This window comes from Proteiniphilum sp. X52, from assembly GCF_003712195.1.
In the GTDB taxonomy this organism is placed as follows: Bacteria; Bacteroidota; Bacteroidia; order Bacteroidales; family Dysgonomonadaceae; genus Proteiniphilum.
Genome location: NZ_RDSD01000006.1, coordinates 1 through 21426 on the forward strand (window position 1 = coordinate 1; position 21426 = coordinate 21426).

Below are 21426 nucleotides of genomic sequence, written 5' to 3' on the forward strand. Positions count from 1 at the left end.
ATTTTATTTCCGTAACAAAACAGGTTACGCAGTTCTTTATTCGACAACAATGCGGTAATCCTGTTTTTGGGACAGTCCAGCCGATATACTTTGCCGTAAATATGTACGGTCTGTGCGCCAATTTCAAATTCCACAAATCCCGTGGCTATAGGGCCGGTAGAGGGTACGGTAAATGCCGGCGTTTCATTGGCGTCCTTTTTCCCGTTGTTGTTCAGGTCTATCCAGACATCGGCCTGATCTTCCGCAGCGGCATATAGCGCAATCTTGATTTTTTCTCCGACAGCTTTCTCCGTGACAAGAGTGATTTTATCAACATCGTCCGGTTCTCCCTCATAGGGCACTTTGTTTGCGTTACTGCCCCTATAATCATATACACCCCATTTTTTTGCAACCGCGATATTCACGTCTGCTTTTGTGGCTCTGTTTTGCTCATCGGGAACGGTTGTATCAATAAAGGCCAATGTGCCAGCAGAACCGATTTCGTTGCGATCGGGTAAAGAGTTCATCAGGGCGGTGGCATTTGCTCCCGTGATTTTATTTCCGTAACAAAACAGGTTACGCAGTTCTTTATTCGACAACAATGCGGTAATCCTGTTTTTGGGACAGTCCAGCCGATATACTTTGCCGTAAATATGTACGGTCTGTGCGCCAATTTCAAATTCCACAAATCCCGTGGCTACAGGGCCGGTAGAGGGTACGGTAAATGCCGGCGTTTCATTGGCGTCCTTTTTCCCGTTGTCGTTCAGGTCTATCCAGACATCGGCCTGATCTTCCACAGCGGCATATAGCGCAATCTTGATTTTTTCTCCGGCAGCTTTCTCCGTGACAAGAGTGATCTTGTTGTCATCTGCCGGTGGTGCCACAACCTCCGAACTTTTTGATGCTTCAGCCGTGTTTCCGTAAGCTCCCATATTTACTCTTTCGCCATTGGGAGAAGGTTCTTTTGAATATTCATCATTCGGATTACCGGCATTGATACACGGACTGGTTACATTGTCCGTTATCCATCCGTTCCCATTCCAACGCCCTTCTTCCGATTTCAGGTGGTAATCGGAATTCGTTTCGTCTGCAAATAACGGATCAACGGCTGTATTTCCCGTGCCGGTGATTCGTGCAAATCCGTTCCAGAAATTGGTGTATTCAAATGTAACATCATCCATGTCGCTGTAACCGGCTTCATTTGAATAAGCCGAACCGGTCCATAGCCCCCATCCTCCGTTCCGGGATATGGTCTCATATTGTTTCGTAACGCCAGAGAGTATACAGTTGCGGAGAAGAGTACCCGAATTGTCATCCGCTCCCCCGTAAGCGGTTACGCTAAACCTGAACAGGTGAGTGATGTTGACAAAATTGCAATTCTTGAATGTTGTATTGACCGAACTTCTGAAATAGGCACCGATTATTCCTTTTTCAAAAATACAATTGACGAATTTGTTTCCGGTCTGCATTTGATTGACCCCTCCCTCGCGTGATCCGTCGTAAACGGTGACAACCTGCGTCTTTCCAACTGCCTTGCAATTGCTGAACGTATTGTATTCGGCGCCGTCCCTAACCATCAGGCAGGTATTGAATCCGCCCGATTTACCCGTATTGTCGGCATAGCAGCTATCGGCTACATTGTGATGCGCACCGTGCGAAAAGGAGATGCACTCTTCAAAATTTTTTGAGGTACAGTTGACAAAGCGGTTATTGGTGCTATGCGTTCCTGTCGTGCTCGGATTGTCCTTGATGATGATACCGTGGTCGCCTTTTCCCCACCCGGTTGTATTCTCTGTGTGACAGTTCCGGATAGTATTATTACTGCTCCACTCCAATACGATATAATAATCGGTCGCAAATTGATTATCTTCCGATTGTTTGGAGTAAGATTTACAATCTTCAAGCGTACAATTGTTCGATTTAAACAGGTGAATGTTGTTTCCCCCGTTATCTGTGGTCGAACAGTTTTTGATAAGGGCATTTTCGGCGTATTTCAATTGTATGCCGTAACCATCCCATCCTTTGTTCGCATAATCTGTGTTACAGCATGAATCTACAATAACACCATCTAACGTATTGTTCTTGGTACTTTCAATTAAAATTCCTGTCCGGTAATTTTTTACTTTTATGTTTTTTAATACGATGTAATCTTTCTTGGATATATGAATGCCAACAGATAGCCAGTCTTTTCCATCGAGCACCGGGGTGCCGTTATATCCCATAAAGACGATCGGGGAAGCTTCCGATCCGGCATTTGCAATAACCACATTTTCATTGTCATAATTACCACCTTCTATTAAAATCGTATCACCCGGATTTGCCTCCTTTGCTGCGTAAGATATTGTTTTCCACGCATCTTGCTTTGTGATGCCGGTATTTGTGTCATCTCCGCTCGTTGAAACATAATAACAGGTAATAATCTCTTCAGGTATGATTTCTTTTGGAGGTGGTATTAATTCATCCTCACAATGAATAAACACTACCGCAAAGAATAAAAGGATAAAATAATAAATAAATTTTTTCATGATTTTTAGTTTTTAATAATTATTTGATAAATAAATATTCAATTCCAATTTATTTGTAATGAACAAATTACATATAACAGAATAAAAAATGTCTTGCTAATCATCGATAATTGCGGTTCCAAATCTCTCCGGTCTGCCAAAGCCGCCTCTTGTCATTACCCACGATGAAAGTTCGAGTAATGCATCTTTTGGTCTGCGTTCACGATTGAAGTTCAATCCAAACCGGGGAACTAATTTCATCCCTTTTACAGGGATACCGAGCTCCACAATCCATTCCTGTTTTTCTTTGTTTATTGATGTCGCCGTTTTTATGTCGGGATTCCAATCCTTGTAACTTCCATCCGTCAAATAGATTCCAAGCGGGTTTACGGCTACATGATAAAATTTACTCTGCGTAATTCCGGGATCAAGGAATACCTCTACACAGTCATCACTCGTAACGTTGTCTCCTTGCTCCGTAGCATTGACGGTAAGAAAATCGATCACTTCCTCGGTGCAGGTAAATGCAATGTACAACGTACCGTTATGTAGCCCGCAATGTACTTTTGTAGGCATTTTGGGGGCTCCGAAAATATCATTCAACGTCAATTCTACTTCGGCAGCGTCTTTCCATTCATTAAGAGTAACCTGCCCATCAATAACCGGAGCGTTTTTTAAACCGGGAATATGGATCGTTTTTTGAGCAAATTCCGGTTTGGGGATTGTCTTGGATATTTTCACATTGGGAGGGATCGTTATTCCTGTAGGGGAGACCTCTTCCATTTTTTCCATCATGTGCACGATGTGTGCCGCTACCATTTGACGGATTTTATCGTAATCATCCAATTGCAGATTGTTCCCGTACTTGTATGCGCCGCTGGCATAAGCAGAAATTTTTCCGTGAATGGGAGGAATAAAAGCGTGCTTTTTAGCTTCCTCTTCAGGAAGATACATTGTCCAATCCATGTTTTTGTATTGAGCTGTCGGATTGTTGCTCAAACTTGTGCGAAGTTCTTTAAGCATTTTATCCGCCTCTTCGGCAGCTTTCGCCGCTGCTCCTCCTTTGGCTTTCGCCCTTGAGATGGTTTGCTGACAAAGTTCAAGATAGTGCCTGTCGTTTATTCCCTGACGAATATTTTCCCAGCCGATGGAGCTACCGCCCGGATGCGCAGTTGTTTTGGGATAATGGTGCATCCAATCGCCGATTTTCGAATCGAAGTCATTATAAAGATCTTCTCTTCCACCAAAATAGACCCAGTTAAAAGCGCCATCGAGTCCGAATTTCCAATTAAACAGTCCGGTTGCCCAGCGGCCGCATTCTCCGAGCCAACCGGAAACATCGTAATTGTAAAGGGTAACCTTACGCCCTTCCGACTGTGCTTTTTGCACATCTTCTTCCGAACTGATTGCCGCATTGTAGTTCCAAAAATCGGCATGCGGCCCCGCAATATTGACAAAGTAATTATCGCCCGGGCCATCTATTTCCGTTGGAATGCCGGCCGCTTTCAACACTTTCAATAAATGCAGGTTTTCATCGCGTTCCTGCTGTGAATGCCAACCCGGTTCATCGTAAGGTTGCACATACATTGCCGGCCAACCTTTGGATGCTGCTTCTTTAAACAGTTCTTTATAAAAGCTGACATAGATTGAATCATATTCCGGAGTGCCGAATCGATGCCCTTTCGTTGCCTTTTGTGCCGCCCGGGACATGTCAATAACCGGTTCTGGAAATTTATATTCTTTGTATGCCTCCATAGTTAATTCGAAAAGCGTGTTGCCATCGAAATGAAATTTCACGTCTCCTTTATCGGAAACCGTATAACTGCTTGGATCCACCCCATTGCATATCCCTATGGAGGTCATACCGTGCATCCGCATATCCGCCAGATCGTGCCGTACTTGTGCACGCATCTCATCAACCGTTTTAAGATTTCCGAATACCTGATTATAAGCCATATAGTACAATCCATACAGCAACCCTTCTGGCTCCGGGAGTTTAAAAGGCAAAATCCGTATTTTTAAAGGGATCTCCTGAGATGCATCTTCTGTTTGAAGTGTGATCGTACCGGTATATACCCCGGGCAGAGCATGCTCGGGAGAATGAAAATTTATCCAGATTTTTTCACTTCTATCGGTGGAAATTGAGACGGTTTTTTCAAGTGATGTGATGTACACGGGAGCATTCACCAAATGTTGAAGTTTCTGATACATGAATCTTTTAGTCAAGTACTTCACTATATACGGCTTCATGCTTGTTGCGGAAATAACCGTTCCGTCGTTCTTCTTTAAATCGGAAATTTTTAATTGTGCGTTTTCTATATCACGCAGTGCATATACACAAAAAGTCACCGGAATGATTTCTCCTTGCGCGGCAAAGGCATCGATACCCGTGAGTCGCATTGAGTCGGGCCTTGAATGTTCAAACGACATTTTCAACGAATGACCGGGGTAAACGATAAAACCGTTCTCCTGCTCAGATTTTGTTGCAACAGGTTTGGGATTTCTCTCCACATAGACCACCGCCGCATCTTCCGGTTTTTGTACGTTCGATACGGTTTGTGAATACGATCGGGAAAAATTAAAAATCACAAAAACCGGCAACGATAACATTAAAAAACAATACTTCATGACAATTTTTTTAGTTGTTTCTGTATAATTAAGGGGTTGCATTTCTCGATTTATTTAAAATAATCGTATAAATTCAGCACTCGTTATTGATTCTATAACCTCCGCAATCATCTTATAGTCAAACGCATAATCTTTATCTTTATGGGTATCATAAAAGGTGTTTCCCCAATTTTTCACACGAGAGTCGTTTTGCGCCGACGACCATTTGCGCATCATGTCGTTTGCATGCTGCTTCTCGCCTAACCGGTAAAATGCCAGTACCTGCAATAAATAATGCATTGAATTGTCGCTTTTTTTTGAAAAAGCAACTTTCTTCAAATATTCATCTTGCTCATCCGGTTTTTTTATTTTCTGTGCGATTAATGCATCCAGCCAGTCTTCCAGCCTGAAATCAATATCTTCGTCGTTTGGCTTGCCCACACCCAGGTTACGAGGGTACAGCCGGGCTTCATTTATTTTTTGTTTCGCATATTTCGTGTTGTTTTTTAAAAGTGCTTCTGCAGCCAACATCAATTTTGTCTGCCGGTATAATTTGTGTCCGTCCCGATAACCTTCGGCGGGGAGAACAATGATGTCACTTAATGCTTTTTCCGCCGTTTCATACTCTTTATTTTTTATTAGTACGCGCACATACAACAATCCTGTCTGATATTGTTCCGGATGGTTTGTGCAAAAAGGTGTAATGGTTTCGAGCGCTTTTATATGCTCGTTGCTGGCAAGGTAATAACGGGTTAAATCGCTGACGTATCGCCATTCGGCAGGTGCTAATGAAACCGCTTTTTTCAGGTAATTTCCTTTAGCCTCAAGGTCTGTTGCCAACTGTGCGGAAAATGCATGAAAAGGGGCAAAATTTACCTCTTCACGGACAGATGACATCAGGTTATACGCCTCGTCATTTCTGTTCCTGGACCTATAAAGCAAAGCCAACAGATAACGTGGAATCCAGTGCGGTTGCTCCTTTATCGCCCATTCAAGAATCTCTTTGCTCTCTTCCCTGAAAGGAAACTGAAAAGAAAGTTCCCTCTCAAGGGCTTTTTGTAAATTGATTGTCTTTTCATCTTCCGCATACAGGGCGTCATTTAAAAACGCTTTCCAATAACATACAACCGGAGTTTCGGGCGATTGCTCCAATATTTTAAGGCTTCTATCCGGCAAATTCAGTTGATGGTACCACGTCCCCAGTTCCAGATAGGTTTGCTCCGGCATTTCATTCCGGATGCCGTTCTTGAATTCAGTCAATGCTTGAGTATCGCCACGTTTTAAATAGTTTTCAAACCGTACGAAATGATTCAGCGGATCCAGTTCCAATATCCGCTTTCCAGTCTCTTCCGCCTTTTTGCTTTCACCTGTGAATGAATAACTTAAATAGGCTAATTGCAATCCTTGAATGTTGTTTTGGTTGTTTACAAGACTTTTTTGGGCGTATTCCAAGGATTTCACTAGATCTTTCCGGACGAAATAAATCTCGCTGATTTTGGTATATGCCGCACTTCGGTAAGATTCACTTAAAGAAGCCACTTCAAAACCGTCGAGCGCATCGAAATATTTTTTCAGACGAAATGCCGCGCAACCGTATTCATAATTGGCTGCCGCATCGTACGTATCAATGGACAACGCTTTTTGGGCTACTGAAAATGCGCTGTCGTACTTCATCTGATGGGAGTACAACCTGGCCAACTCAACCAGGGAAGGAATGTGGTTCGGATTCAACTTCAAGGATTTTTTTATATAGGGTTCCGCCCGTTCATACAAACGAAATCCCATTAAATCCCGGCCTCTAAGGTATTGTCCGTAACCGGTATCCCAGTCAAAATCGTCGACGGTTTTTACCGGACGGTTTAACCTGTTATCCTCATTTTGCCACAACAACCGATTTCCGTAAAATATTCTTGTCAGTTCTTCGTTGTCAGAGACAGGAATATTCAGGGAAAAAAGTTGCCGGATTCCTAATTTTACGTGTTCTTCTTTTATTATTTGACCGTCATTGTTATATACTCTCAATGTGTCCTCACCTGCTTGCAAAGGGTATATTGAAATATCGTAAGAGTTTCGGTTTTTTTCAACATCAATTGCCCCTGTCAAAGTGACATTTTTTACCTCTTTCATCTCCTCGAAAGGGAACCAATATTCAGTCCATACATCGGTCTGATAGGGCTGGAACAAGATCTGCTTGAAAGGAGTAAAGGAACTGCTTACCATATTCTGGTTAAACAGCCTACCGCTCTGTAATTCAATATATTGTCCGTTTTGATCCGTCAATAATTCTTCCCATATCTTGCCTAAATCGGATAAAGCCCAACTGAACATCTTTTTCCCCAATTTTTCATCCCTGTCCGAATAATGAAGCCAGCCGAAATGATCGTTTTCCCAGTATGCACCAAAATAGGAATCATGACTTCCGATAATGTGATAAGATTTGGATCGATCGCTCTCAAAATTGTTTTCCCTCCAGAGAGAGATATCCTTATTTTGAACGGAATCAAAAGGCCATGACGATGCGATCGTTCCCTCATGCCCGATGTTGTATATACCCGGATAGATGAATCTCAGGTCGTCTTTGGCTGTAATAGCCGTATTCACCCAGTTGTAGTAAGGCTGAGGAGAGCCTGTACGGTTATGCCAGAAAGATTTTGTGGTGAACCAACCTTTGTCTTTGGGCAAATTGATTTCAACACTCCAATAAGTACGTGTTAACAAATCCAACGTACCGACAACACAACTGGCACTTCCGTCTTTGTTGTTTCGGACAAGGTAGTCTACCGGAAAAGAACAGGATGGGGAATGTCCGATAACTCCATAGTTGAATTCGATGCCTCCGCTTGTCCACGGCCCACGTAAGGAGATGTCCCTGAATTTGACCACCTTATTTCCATAAAACATCTCCTTCCCCGATCTTTTATCCATCACAGACCAAATTTTACCACCAATTTCGGGGAATATTTTAATTTTTAGAAAATCATTTTCAAGTTCGATGATTTTCCATGATTTCTTTTCCGGCAGGGTAGTATAGCCGTCGTATCGAAAATAGGGATATATCTTTCCAAACAGGGGTATGGGATTTGCATCGGAATAGGGATAAGTAATGTATTCCTTAGCGTATTCTTTACATTGGGAGTCATGTTGGTTGCATGAAAATGCAACCAACAGCCATAATCCAATTAAAATAGGAGTAAGTTTCATGAATGCTGTAAATTATGAATGGATTGAATAAAATAAACTGTGGGTTGAAATGCTTATATTGAATGCCAAAAAAAGCAATTTACCTGTGTAAATAACGATTAGATTTACTTTAAACCGGAACGAACAAGAGGATGCAGAGGAGAACCTTTGTCAAAGTTTCAAGATTCCGACAAAGGCACATCCTCCCTCCGGTGCATTCAATTACATCATAAAATAACCGATTTTCCAAATAAACGTGTGTGATAAACAATCGCCTTAATCGAATACTGCCGGTTCAAAAACCTCCATAACAATTCCTCTGTCCCTTATTACCAATGTATCTGTGGCGGAATAGGTGTTAACTCCGTCCGTAAATTGATAGTTCAGGTAAATTGCATTGCGCTTTTTATCTCCCCAAGTATCGCCGTCTTTGACAAATTTACCGGTACCGGTAATAGCATGCACAGCGTCTTTCCCCTCTTTAACCGTGCATTCTCCATTATCCGCAAAATCCAAAACCAAATTGAGCTCTCCTGTAATACTTGAGGAGTGAATATTGCCTTTTACGGTTACTTGATTTTTTCCACTTGTTCCCAAACTCCATAATTCATTATCAACGATATGGCGTGTCCGGTATATATTGGTTTCAAGTACGTTGTTTGCGGCATCTTTAAGTATGCTCTTCCCACGATGAAGGTATGTTCCGTGATAAGGATTCACAAACTTTACGGCAAACAGGGTGAAATCGCGGGGAACAACATCCCAATGGCTTGAAATTCTCGGATCCGGATTGTTTACGGCCGGTTTTCCTCTCAAAATAGAATCCACATCATTAGAGCCGACAATGCGCAAAGGAATCACGTAATTCAATTGGATTGCCGATGGATCGTTAAAAAATTCTTCCGACAACTGTACGGCAATGCTTCCATTAAATTTCCCCGCAGGGATTGTCAATTTATCTGAAGAGCTTAACGTGTAATAATTGGAAGGCATGGGTTGTACAGCATTCGACGTAGATCCGAACCGTACATTTTTGCATAGGCTTTCGTCCACTTGTATATTGAGAACCCTGTCCTTGGTATTTGCATAAACACCTCCAAATCCTGCCGAAATCAGAAATCTGTGTTCATTATCGTTGCTGTTATCGTATATATAATCGCCCAATATCAGGGTTCTGACAGGATATTGGTAAGGAAAATATGCCGCCGTAAAATTAAAGTCGGGAAAAACATTCTCTTGGTTTTCGCATGCTGACAAAGCAAATACGAAAATTATCATAATTACTATTTTTCTCATAATGGTTTCTGTTTATCTTTTTTGTATAAAATCAATGAATGCGTTCACCATCCCTTATTTTGGACAAGGGCGTTAAATTTAAGCACCTCTCCTTCAGGCAGTGGAGCATAATGCATGTATGAATTATCGTATTTACGCTCTTCAACATCCACAATATCGAACGTTCTCCCATGAATATTGACTCCTTTTACCGTCGGTGTCAAATCTTCTTTCCAGCGACGCAAATCCCAGAAGCGAAAACCTTCGAAACAGAGTTCGATCCGTCTCTCGTTTCGGATCAGCTTTCTCATCTCCTCTTTGGTGGAAATAGAATTTACATATAGATCGGGTTGGCTTATTCCTGCCCGTTTACGGATAGCCCTTATTACGTCTCGGGCCGAGTAACTGTGGTTTCCGGTACCATCCGGTCCCCAAGCTTCGTTGGCTGCCTCGGCATAGGAGAGGTACAGTTCGGTATACCTCATGTGTGTGTCGTAATGATTTTTTGCCGCCGGCGACACCGGATCCAGATTGACATCCTCTCTTAACATTTTCCGAAGGTAATATCCCGTACGTGTTGATGTTGCGATGGAATCTTTGGCGTCTACCTTCCCCCCTACACCGGTATGAATTACATTCCCTTTCAATTTACTCCCGTCATACACGATGTATAGCGCTAAACGGGGGTCACGGTTGGCATAAGGTTCTTCCGGGTTATATCCGCTTCGCGGATCGGAAATGGGGTATCCATTGATACAGGGGAATGCATCCACCAGGTTTTGCGAAGGATTCACTTCCCCTCTTCCATATAAAGAGGGAGGATAATTGGCGGCTTCACGGTACGACGTTGCCCCGATTGCCTTTCTCCAGATTATTTCTTCCTGTTCTTTTTTTGTGGAGATAATGGCTTCGATCATGGCTCCTTCAAAAAAACGGTGCCCATCCGGATCCAGCCCTTCGATACCATTATTCTTGTCGATCAGTACAGCCGCATAATCGGCCGCTTTTTTCCATAAAGCAATATCTCCGTTCGAAAAGGCGGGGCTCGCCTCCAACAAGGCTACACGCGCTTTGATCCCTTTTACTATCCTGCCGCTGATGCGTTGTTTGGCAAAATCTCCGAAAACCGTATTGTAGTTGTCTGTATTCACTCTCTCGTAGCCGGGCGGAAGTTGTGAGGCTGAACTTATATTGTAGTAATCGTCCATGGTAAGGTATTCCGACGCTTTATCCAAGTCGGCATATATCTGCTTGACCGATTCGGCAAAACTCGCGCGCGGAACGTTAAAATCGGCATCGAATTTCATGAACTCGTTATAGATTGGAATTCCCAACAGTTGATTGTCTTTTCCTATTCCCCCGATCGTTACCAGCAGATGGTATTCAAACAGCGCTTTTAAAGCGTACGCTTCGCCCTTAAGCCTTTTTTTAAACATGCCATTTATCTCTTCATTCGACCATTTCCAACCTACCGTATCAATGATAGGGATAAATTGATTGATATAAAATATGGCTGAATTTGAGTTGTTCCACTCACTTACCGGGTTATACAACGCGGACCACTGTCCTGTAGCCATTTTCAGGAATCCATTCGATGTGTTGTTGCTGACGGCATCGTCGGTAGCGACCTCGGTATATTTCAGGCTGTTGGTGGGTAATTTAGAATATACGGTCATTAATAGGCCTTCGGCATACTCCGGATCCTTATACACTTGCTCGAAAGTGGTAAAATTCTCGTTTTCAGGTTCGAGTAGGTTCTCACACGAAACGCAATGTATTGATACAATCAATAAGATAATAAAATATATATTATTTTGTTTCATTTTGGTATTTTTTTAAAACTGCATTTTTAATCCAACGGAAAATGAACGGTAGTTTGGTTCAGATCCCACCCTCAGTTCTTTTATATCCCGGTATTTTGAAACGGTGAAAAGGCCGGATCCGTCTAAAAAACAACTGATGTTTTTCATTTGCAGCGTTTGTGCCAGGACTTTGGGAAATTCATAGGTCAATTGCGCCCGTTGCAACGTAAAATAGTCGTCTCTATACAGCCAAAAGGTAGAATTACGGAAATTATTCGTACTGGTCATCGTTGTCAGACGCGGATAAGTGGCCGTTGTTTTGGTTTCTTCCGTCCAACGGTTCAATATGTACTCCGAATATTTCTTATCTCCGTCCACCCAATAATAGTTCCCGTTTATATAAGAATCTGCCCCCTTGCGACCATTTCCTAAAGCGTAAAAAGATACATTTTTGTACGTCAGGCACAAGTGTAATCCATAAGAAAAAGGAGCCTGCCAACGGCCGATCTGAACCTCATCGTTGATGTTAATAACGCCGTCGTTGTTCTGATCCACATATTTAATATCCCCCGGCTTTACTGTGCCGAAAGTTTGGGTGGGACTGTTGCTGATCTCTTCTTCATCCATAAACAGCCCGGCTGCAACCAATCCGAAACGGGCGTCTACAGGGCGTCCCTGACGATATTGATACGCATCGGCATATATTTCGTCTCTTCTAATAACTTCCGACGTTGTGTACAATGCATTTGCCCCCAGTACAATCCGGAAATCCCCTAATTTGCGATTGAAAGTCAATCCGATTTCCGCACCTTTGTACGCATTTTTATCAAAATTGACATAAGGAATAAATTGTGAATAGAAAGTGGGGTATATGGTTTGTGCACGGGTAACCATGTCGTAATTCAAACTGGAAAAGATATTGGCTTCCAGCGCCAGCATCTGGTGGAAGAAACTCCCTTCAATCCCGATATTCAACTCTCTTCGTTTTTCAAACCCCATCACATTATTTTCACCCTGCACGGCAACGACGCCTTCGTTACCCCAGTTCAATTCATTCCATTGATAACCGGTGGATTTGGCATATCGGCCGATGTAATCGAAGAATCCCCCGATTCCTGCATCGTAATTGATGATACCCCCTGTCAATCGGAGTTTCAGGTAATCGATCGCTTTCACGGATGACATAAAATCCTCGGAACTAATCATCCAGGCAAGCCCGAAAGAGGGAGAGAATGCCCTTCTTGCTTTTGGGGGCAACTTCACGGAATTGACATAGGCACTGCTAAAATCAACCATATACTTCCTGTTATAAATATAGTTTAGCCTCAGTCCGAAGTTGGCATTTTTTTTACTTTGGTAATCTCCCATCATCTTATAGCTGTTGGCGAACCCCAAGAGCGAACCCGTGAATTGGTGCACCTCATTAAATATCCTGTTATAGTCGAGCAGGCCGTAAAAACCGAACCTTCTCTGATAATACGTGCCAGAAACGGACTGGGTTCCGGGACGCGAATCATTTCCGTATTTCACCAAAGCTACTATCGAATCTCCTGTCAAATTCCAGGTGGGCTCATAGACCGAATATTCATTGGCAACGCGTTGATCATAATTGGTGAAATAATCGAAACTGATATTGGTATGAAAAGCCAATCCGTTCAGGAAATCACTTAAATCAAAGTCGATCCGGTTGTTCAGTGAAAAGTTCCGTTGTATATTTTCACTGGTGCCACCCGAATAGCCGTCGGCAATGGGGTTTGTCAAATAGGATTGCGTGCCCCCCAGCAAGTAAATTTCTCCCACATCATTTTTTCGTGATTTCAGCAAAGGTTCTGTTGAAACAATATACTTAATGGGGAGGAGAGGGGAAAACAGGTTGGGCTTTAACGTAGCCGCATTACTCCAGTAATCACCCACAGGTTCCTTGTCGTTTGAAAATACCGCCACGGCATCTAAGGAGGCTTTGATAAAAGAATTAACATTTAAATCGACATTGCCCCTTAAATTGAATCTGTTCCTGCGGCCGTTTCTTCCTTCACCAAAATTCAACAGGCTTCCCGCATACTCCCATCCCATATTGGTATAATAGGTGGCGGTATTATTACCCCCTGAAAATTCAGCCATTCCTTTTGCAAAAGGTTTATAAGATTTCAGGTAGTCGTTGGAATAATAATCGATATCCGGATAACGATAAATGTTATGTCCTTTTCTGTAGTTTTCAATCACTCTTTTTTTATATAGCGGGGTTAAACCGTCGTTCACGCGGGCTTCATTATACAATGTCATATAATCGGCCGATGACAGGTATTTAGGCAGTTGCATGGGTAGTGAGACACCGTAATAGGCCGTAACATTTATTTTACTCTTATTGGGATTTCCTCTTTTGGTGGTAATTAAAACCACACCGTTTACCGCCTCGCTTCCGTATAACATTGCCGAATTGATGTCCTTTAACACGCTTATCTGCTCCACTTCCGCCAAGTTTATCGTCCAGATATCACGGGGCAATCCGTCAACAATAAATAAAGCATTCCCCAATCCGCGGATATTGTTATAGCCCAGCAAACCGGGTATGCGGCCCAAGAGGGCATCGGAAAGCCATTGGGTGTTATCGTATTTGATTATATCGTCGGCCACTAAAAAAGTAGCTGAACCTATTAGGTTGCCCTTTGGAATTCTTCCAAAAGCGATATTTACACTATCCCTTTTACTATATAAAGGAACATGAGGTTCCAACTGGAACAATTCCATTTCGGCAAATTCTCCCGCCTGAAAATAAACCGGCTCAAATGCGGGAGCTTTTATGGAGAGATCAGACTGATCCGGAACGGATATGGTGAACTTCCCCGAATCATCTGAAAAAGCGACCACCCATCCGTCATTTGCCGAGATCGTTGCTCCGCTTATGGGATTTCCGTTATTATCTTGAACAACAGCGTCAATTGTTATGTATTTGGTATGTTGCCTCCTTTGGGCAAAGCTTTTTCCTGTGGAACACAGCATTAAAAAAACCAATAAGGTAGATAGTATATCGTATTTTATTTTCATTTCGTGGAATTTTTAGGTTGTTAGTATTCGACTGCCCGTCTAAGTTACCAGCCCGGATTTTGAGGAAATTCGGGATATAAAGTGGTAAATTTCACCTGAAACGGCAACCAGTTGTGTTTCTTTTCAACCACCCTCGTGATCACAATCCTTTCTTGTAAATTGATTGGTTTCCCGTTCGGACCGCGGTCAAAATCAATGGCCGTTTTCTCCCTGTATTTCATCTCTCCATTCAAATTCCACCTACGTAAATCGTGAAATCGATGTGCTTCAAAAGCCAATTCCACTGCCCTTTCCCGAATAATTTCACCCATAAAGGCTTCTTTTGTTGAAGTATACCGGGCATCCAGATCCGGTAATTGTGCGCGGTTCCTGATTATATTCAACGCCTGTTCCGCAGTGAGGGAATAGTTGGGCGCTTTAGACGATGGGTTGCCATAACCTTGTAATACCGCCTCTGCGTACATCAGATAGATATCCGCCAATCGCAAATAAGGGATATAACATTGCCAACTTGCCCATTTATTATCCCAACTGTTGCATCCGATGGGACTGAACCTTTTATAGAAATACCCCGTCACACTGTTACCTACCGTGCTGCGGTATGAGCCGCCGTTGTATAATTCCGCGAATCGGACGCTGGCAGGAGGCGCTGTGCTATAAACCAGCTGGTCTCCGTCGATAATGATATCGGAATAAAAACGGGGTTCACGCCCTGTCCACGGATCGTTCGGATTATACCCCGAATGGGGGTCATCGATGGGCAAACCGTTGGCCATGGCATAGTTTTTAATAAAATTATGCGTAGGCACTTCTACATTTTTTTGCATTCCCCCGCCTAAAGCCACAGGAACCGTACCATTGACTGCAGACCATCTGGATCGAGAATATTCTAGAATTGCCGGATACATGATGACTTCGCTACCGCCGGGCAAAGTCCTGTTACTGGCTGACCAAACCCAAAAGTTATCTGTCCATGTGGCCCACGGCTGTAACTTATAAGCTCCCGTTTCGTCACAGAGCTTGAGGAGTTCGGAAAAAGCATCTGCCGCTTGTTGACAAAGTTCACTATCGAATACGGCTTTTCCCGTCGATTCTTCATTCATCATCGGGCTGGCCGCATACAATAAATCTTTACCCAGATAGCCCAATGCGTGGATCTTTGTGATCCGTTGGTGGTTATTGCCTAAAGTAGGCTTCCCTGCCACCGATTTATCCCAATCGACAGGTAACAGTTTCGCTGCCGCTTTTAAATCTTCTGCCGCTTTTAAAGCCGTCTCACGATATGACAACCGCGGCAAGCTTAAATCATCTGTGGCGACCAATACGGTATCAATATAGGGCAGACCTCCCCAATAACGCATCAGTTCGAAATGAAACCAACCCCGGAAAAAAAGGCACTGCCCTTTGATAAAATCCTTTTCTTCCTGCGTGGCATCCGTTAACAGGTCAAGTTTACTTAGTCCCAGATTGGCTTTCCGGATGCCGTACCAACACAAGGGCCATATTCTTTTACTCCTCGGTTCATTATCGGTATTGGCTGTTGTTCCGTAGAGCAAAGCGCTCTGATCCCAATAATTCCCCAAATCGAAAGAATAGGGATAGTTGTTCAGGGTTTCATCGGCAAAAAGATATAGATTCCAGGCTCCGGCTTTGTTGTAATCGGTAACACAATTGTACATCTCTTCTACAAATCCCTGAAAACTTGTAAAACTGCCGTAAACCTCTTTCTCCGTAATATTGGCTTCCGGTGATTTGTCCAGATAATCTTCACAGGAAGATATTATTAGCATCAATAGTAATGAATAGCTTATTTTATAGATTATGTGTTTCATAGGAAGTCTTTTAAAAATTAATATCAATACCCAAATTTATCCTTTTTACCGTTGGATAGGTGCCGTAGCTCGCAGATCCTCCTGCCCATGCGGCTTCCCTGTCATCGGGAAGTCTCGACCAGAAAAACAGGTTGTTCCCATTTAAATAAACTCTTAATGAAGATAATCCACTGTTTTTTAATAATTTATTTGCTTTGTCAAATGTGTAAGCGATTTCAACCGTTTTGAGCCGGATAAATGACGCATCATACAAGTAATAATCCCCGATGCTAAAGAGAGAAGTATTGTCTTTATTTCCAGTTTTCCATCTCGGCAGGAACGATGTAGCATTTTGATTGTCTTTTGACCAGTAATCCTGCACGTGAGAAAATACCACATTATCGTAAAGCAAAAAATTTAACAAAGGTACTGAGCGAGAAACGTTGTTCACACCATAAAATTGGGCCATGGCACTGAATCCCTTGTAATTCAATCCCAAAGAAAGGTTATAGGTGTTTTCCGGCACCTCGGGATAACCGTAGGGAACAACATCTTCCGAGTTTCGGATGTATCCGTCGGCATTGAAATCGAGAAGATTATAAAATCCGGGCATTTTCAGTAGGTCATTCGTCTCCATCGGCACACTGGCATACACCTCATCCCAATTGTTGTAAAACTCCGTTCTTAACAGGCTTCTGCTTTGGCCGATAGGGTATCCCTGGGCTTTCAAATAATCGGGTAACAAAAGCGGGTCGTCTTTAAAGATTACCTTGTTCCGGATATGGGTGAATGACAGCGTTGTCCAGAGATGAAAGTCGTTGCTGATTCTTTTGTTAAACTTGGTTTCAACCTCATACCCTGTAGAGTTTACCCGTCCGGAATTGGTAGTAGGCGGCGTGCCTCCATAAAAAGGGGGTACACTGCTTAAGTTACCCGCCAGTAGGATATCGGTTCTTTTCTCACTAAAATAGTCAATATCTATGGCCAGTAAATTATTGAAGATACCCAACTCAACACCGTAATTTTGTTTTTTCGCTTTTTCCCAGTGAATGTCGGAGTTGCCGATAGAAGCCTCCTTATACCATGTATAGGGACTTGCGCCTCTCGGCGATTGGTTTAACCGGGCAAAACCGCCGTAGGAATATTGGGAAGCGTACAGCCATCTTCCTCCACTTACCCTGTCATCCCCGACGTATCCCAAACTGTAGCGAAGTTTTAATTTATTGATCCACTGCGGTTTGAAAAACTTCTCGTTAGAAACATACCATCCGAGCGCCATGGACGGGAAGAAATCAAAACGGTATCCCGGCCCGAACTGCTCGGAACCGTTATATGCTCCGTTAAATTCCAAAAAGAACCGGGTGTCGTAATCGTAGGTGGCTCTCGATACCCAATCTTCCCGATAATGTTTAAACTCGTTTCCGGAAGCGTATTCTTCCCGTTTCATCACTCCCATAGCGCCTACGCTATGGAGTCCGAATTTACGCGCATAGTTGATTTGCAATTGATAAACCATTCTTCTGCTCAAAGCTCCGGAAGGTGCTTCATCGTAGAGTTCCCAAGGTTTCAATGCCCAGTCGAATTGATTGTATCCCAGGATCGGCAGGTTTTGGATATATTCGTTTGGATCCTGATCCGGCCCGGTATATAATTCCGAGTTCACATATTTTTCCGGGGTATTACTGTTCCAGTCCGTAGGACGGATATGGTTGGCCAAATCCCAAATGCCTCCGGTCGTGGAAAGGGTATTGTCGTAATAAAAAGAGGCCTTGGCAACCAACCCTTTGGTAATGAATTCGAGATTTTGCTCCACCTCAAAATCGGACAATAACGAAGTTGTACGGATTTGTTTCAATCCCTGGTTATAAACTACGGCTACCGGGTTTATTTTTCCCGTCAACAACGACCAGCCCCAACGACCGTCCGAATATTGCGGGAGATAAATGTCAGGCGGCATCCCGTAAACGGCTGCCCACATACTTCCATCATAGCCATAGTTTTTATTTTTCTGGCTGTAATAGCCGGACAGGTTCATTTTTAAAGTAGTTGAGCCGGTTATCTGAAAATCGAGGTTGCTTCTGAAATTAAACCGGTCAAAATCATAATTCGGGTCATAATTTTTAAAATTCTCATAATCTTTAAACATATCTCCTTCGTGCAGGTAGGAGAGGGAGCCGAAGTAACGGACCAGGTTGTTTCCACCAGACACATTCAACGTGGCTTTGTGTGAAAATCCGACATCTTTGAACATCGCTTTCTCCCAATCGACGTTGGGATATATTTCAACGTATTCGGGTGACTGGGGTAATTGATATCTTTTGGCTATTTCAAAAGGGATATAATCCTGCCAGGAAGGTTCGTTCAGTGAAACTTCCCGTTCAATGGCTTCGTTCCGGGTAAGGATAGCCTGGTAGGAATCCATTGTTTTCGGGACTTTGGATAACTGCATGGCCGTGGTATTGTAAGAAAAAGAGATATTGGGTTTTCCTCTTTCTCCTCTCTTGGTAGTTATTAAGATTACCCCGTTTGCGCCCTTTACGCCAAAAACCGCAGTGGCAGAGGCATCTTTCAATATGGATACATTTTGTACTTCATTGACATCCACATTGCTCATATCCCTTTCAACACCATCTACCAGGATCAAAGGCTGACCCCCGTTCCACGTGTTTTGACCGCGGATAAAAATGGATGTGGCGCTCGACCCGTCATTTGTGCCGCCCGGTTCTCCTGATGAGGTGATCGTGACCAAGCCGGGCAATTGTCCGCTCAGAGCCTCCCTTAAGTCGGCAACATTTCCCCTTCTTATCAACTCCTTGGATGATGCCTGGGAAATGGCACCCACCACACTCTCTTTTCGTTGTACACCGTATCCCACCGCAACAACTTCTTCAAGGCCTATGGTCTCTTCTTTCATTGTTATGTTGATCGTGGTTCTGTTTCCAACGGTGATCTCCTGCGATTGCATGCCGACAAACGAAAAAATGAGAACGGGAGTACCGGGAATATTGTGTAATATATAATTACCGTCAACATCGGTAGTAGTTCCCATTGATGTTCCTTTTACCACGATGGTTACTCCCGGTAGAGGTTCTCCGTGTTCGTCGATCACCTTTCCTCTTATTGTTTTTCCTTGCTGTTCCGGTTCAGCGATGGAAACTTCTTTTATGTCTGTTGTAATTGGTTTGGGATTCTTATATACCGAAACCTGTCGCCCTATCGTTTTATAAGCTAGGTCGGTGCCGGAGAAGATATTGTCCAGGATGGTTTGAATGCTCTCTTTCTTTGCCCGCAACGATATTTTTCGATTCAATTCTCTCGATGCTTCGTCAGTAATAAGAAAAACATAGTCGCTTGTCTTTTCGATTTCGGAAATCGCCTTTTTCATACTGACGTTGCTCAGTTCCAACGAAAGTTTTTTTTGCTGCGAAAAAACGTCTCCCGCGGTAATGGTAAAAAAGCAGAAAAAAAGCATTAAAAATGAAATCTTCATGATTTTTATGGTTCTGTTGCACTTTTTACATCTACTTTGGTCAGGTTTAAATTTTTCTTCCATACATTTGTAATGAATTTTTAGTTTAGGTAATTTATTTTCTGAGGATTATCCGTGAATTAAATTTTCACCCGATCGGGCGATGTGCCACCATTGCCCGATCTTTTTGTTCCTTTTCTTATTTATTCAAGTTATTGTTCAACATCCCACCATACACGGGTTGTGAAAGCATCAGCACCCATAGAAGTTATCGCTTCAGCAAGATTGGACGAATTGACGGAGTATTCACTCGAGGGATATCTGATTCTTCTCGGTATTTGTCCGTTTGATTCATTTCCGGTGTAGTTAACCGGAGTCAATACCGGATACCCGGTACGTCTCCAATTAGCATAGCTTTCGTAAAAATTCATCCAGGTCGCCAGCCAGTATTGCTCGCCGATCTGCTTGAGCCCGACGGAGGAATGGTATGGATTGGCCGCGAGGTATGCATTCACTGCGGCATCATTAACGGTCAACGACGGATCATATAGCGTGAACATTTGCATGGCTGCCTTTACTCCTTTATCATAATGAGACTTGGCATCGGTTACATTTCCCCAACCTCGTTCGGCTGCCTCAGCCAGCATCAACTCCACTTCCGCATAGGTCATATAGATCAATGGAGCTCCCAAATTAACTAAAATGGGGTTAACATCGCTATAGATGTTCAGGTCGAGACTCTCATCGGCACCAAGCCCTTCGAAAGCTTTTATCGTGATATGATCGTACCCGTTGGGCATGCCGTGATGAACCGTGTTTGCGCTACCCTTTTCAAACATTACATCTATCCGTGGGTCGTTCGTTGCGAGCATAAAATCTATAAGCGTCTTACTGATCTTTTCGCCCCAATCTGCTTCGTGAAAAGGCCAACTGTTTGGGTTTTGGTTATATTCCCGGCTACCGTTTTCATTGCGCGGAACAAATGCGATATCATCGTTTCCGGTCATCACTCCTCCTGCGACGGCTTTCTGAACCCACCCGGCGGCGTTAGTAGGATCTACCTTCGACATACGCATCCCCAGTCTCAACATCATGGAGTAACCGAGTTTTTTCCATTTGGCAATATCGCCGTTATAAATCAGATCTGATTCTCCCCAGGTCGGTTTGGACGCGTCAAAAGCGGCAGCAGCCTCTTCCAACTCATTCAGCATATCGGCGTAGATGCTCTGCTGGGTGTCGTACTTGGGCGTGTAATTCTGTTCCAAATACCCGAGCCCGGACTCGGAATAAGGCACATCACCGTAAAGATCCGTAATAACATGAAAAACAACTGCCCGCCAAATCCGTGCCATGGATAAATTGTTCACCATTTCCGGGTCATCTTCCATATTGTGAATAAGCATCGCCAATTCTTTGACAGCCTGAGGGTAAGACTCATCAAAGTAAGCAGAACAACATGTGTTGCTATACAGGTACTTGTCACCAACCCCATAATCCCCGGTCGACAGGTTGGCAAATTGCTGAACAAAAGTGCTGCACAAAAACAGATTAACACGTTTCGCCACATATTGTCTTCCGCCTGTTACTGTAAGAATATAACTAAACAAATAGCCATTATCCATTTGGGAGGAAGTTTTGGGATTCACGTTTAAATTTTTAAGATCTTCCGTGCATGCTGTTAGAAATATTGTACCGGTGACAAGTATGATAAAAATTCTTTTGAATCGTTTCATGATAATTTTTTAATTTGTGGC

General features: G+C 43.2%; 9 protein-coding genes. All 9 read right to left on the reverse strand.

Annotated elements, in window-relative coordinates:
- Window positions 1-2504 (reverse strand): right-handed parallel beta-helix repeat-containing protein (locus D7D25_RS06580; RefSeq protein ID WP_185140228.1); only part of this gene is annotated, 2504 nt, incomplete at its 3' end.
- A gap of 96 nt (window positions 2505-2600) precedes the next feature.
- Window positions 2601-5111 carry a glycoside hydrolase domain-containing protein gene (locus D7D25_RS06585; RefSeq protein WP_148038871.1) on the reverse strand — a complete coding sequence of 837 codons (2511 nt, stop codon included), beginning with the start codon at window positions 5109-5111 and terminating at the stop codon, window positions 2601-2603.
- Between the two features lie 54 nt (window positions 5112-5165).
- A complete protein-coding gene (locus D7D25_RS06590) occupies window positions 5166-8291 on the reverse strand; it encodes a DUF5107 domain-containing protein (RefSeq protein ID WP_122968187.1) in 3126 nt (1041 codons plus the stop codon).
- A gap of 255 nt (window positions 8292-8546) precedes the next feature.
- Window positions 8547-9566, reverse strand: a complete 1020-nt coding sequence (locus D7D25_RS06595) for a DUF5627 domain-containing protein (RefSeq protein WP_122968188.1) — start codon at window positions 9564-9566, stop codon at window positions 8547-8549.
- Window positions 9567-9610: 44 nt separating this feature from the next.
- Window positions 9611-11368 (reverse strand): RagB/SusD family nutrient uptake outer membrane protein, encoded by a 1758-nt coding sequence (locus tag D7D25_RS06600; protein WP_122968189.1) that lies wholly within the window; start codon window positions 11366-11368, stop codon window positions 9611-9613.
- A gap of 12 nt (window positions 11369-11380) precedes the next feature.
- A complete protein-coding gene (locus tag D7D25_RS06605) occupies window positions 11381-14392 on the reverse strand; it encodes a SusC/RagA family TonB-linked outer membrane protein (RefSeq protein WP_122968190.1) in 3012 nt (1003 codons plus the stop codon).
- A 44-nt stretch (window positions 14393-14436) separates the two neighbouring features.
- A complete protein-coding gene (locus tag D7D25_RS06610) occupies window positions 14437-16224 on the reverse strand; it encodes a RagB/SusD family nutrient uptake outer membrane protein (protein WP_148038872.1) in 1788 nt (595 codons plus the stop codon).
- A gap of 10 nt (window positions 16225-16234) precedes the next feature.
- Window positions 16235-19693 carry a TonB-dependent receptor gene (locus tag D7D25_RS06615; protein WP_158602557.1) on the reverse strand — a complete coding sequence of 1153 codons (3459 nt, stop codon included), beginning with the start codon at window positions 19691-19693 and terminating at the stop codon, window positions 16235-16237.
- Window positions 19694-19884: 191 nt separating this feature from the next.
- Window positions 19885-21405: a SusD/RagB family nutrient-binding outer membrane lipoprotein gene (locus D7D25_RS06620; RefSeq protein ID WP_122968193.1), complete on the reverse strand. Its 1521-nt coding sequence runs from the start codon at window positions 21403-21405 to the stop codon at window positions 19885-19887.
- Window positions 21406-21426: the final 21 nt, after the last annotated feature.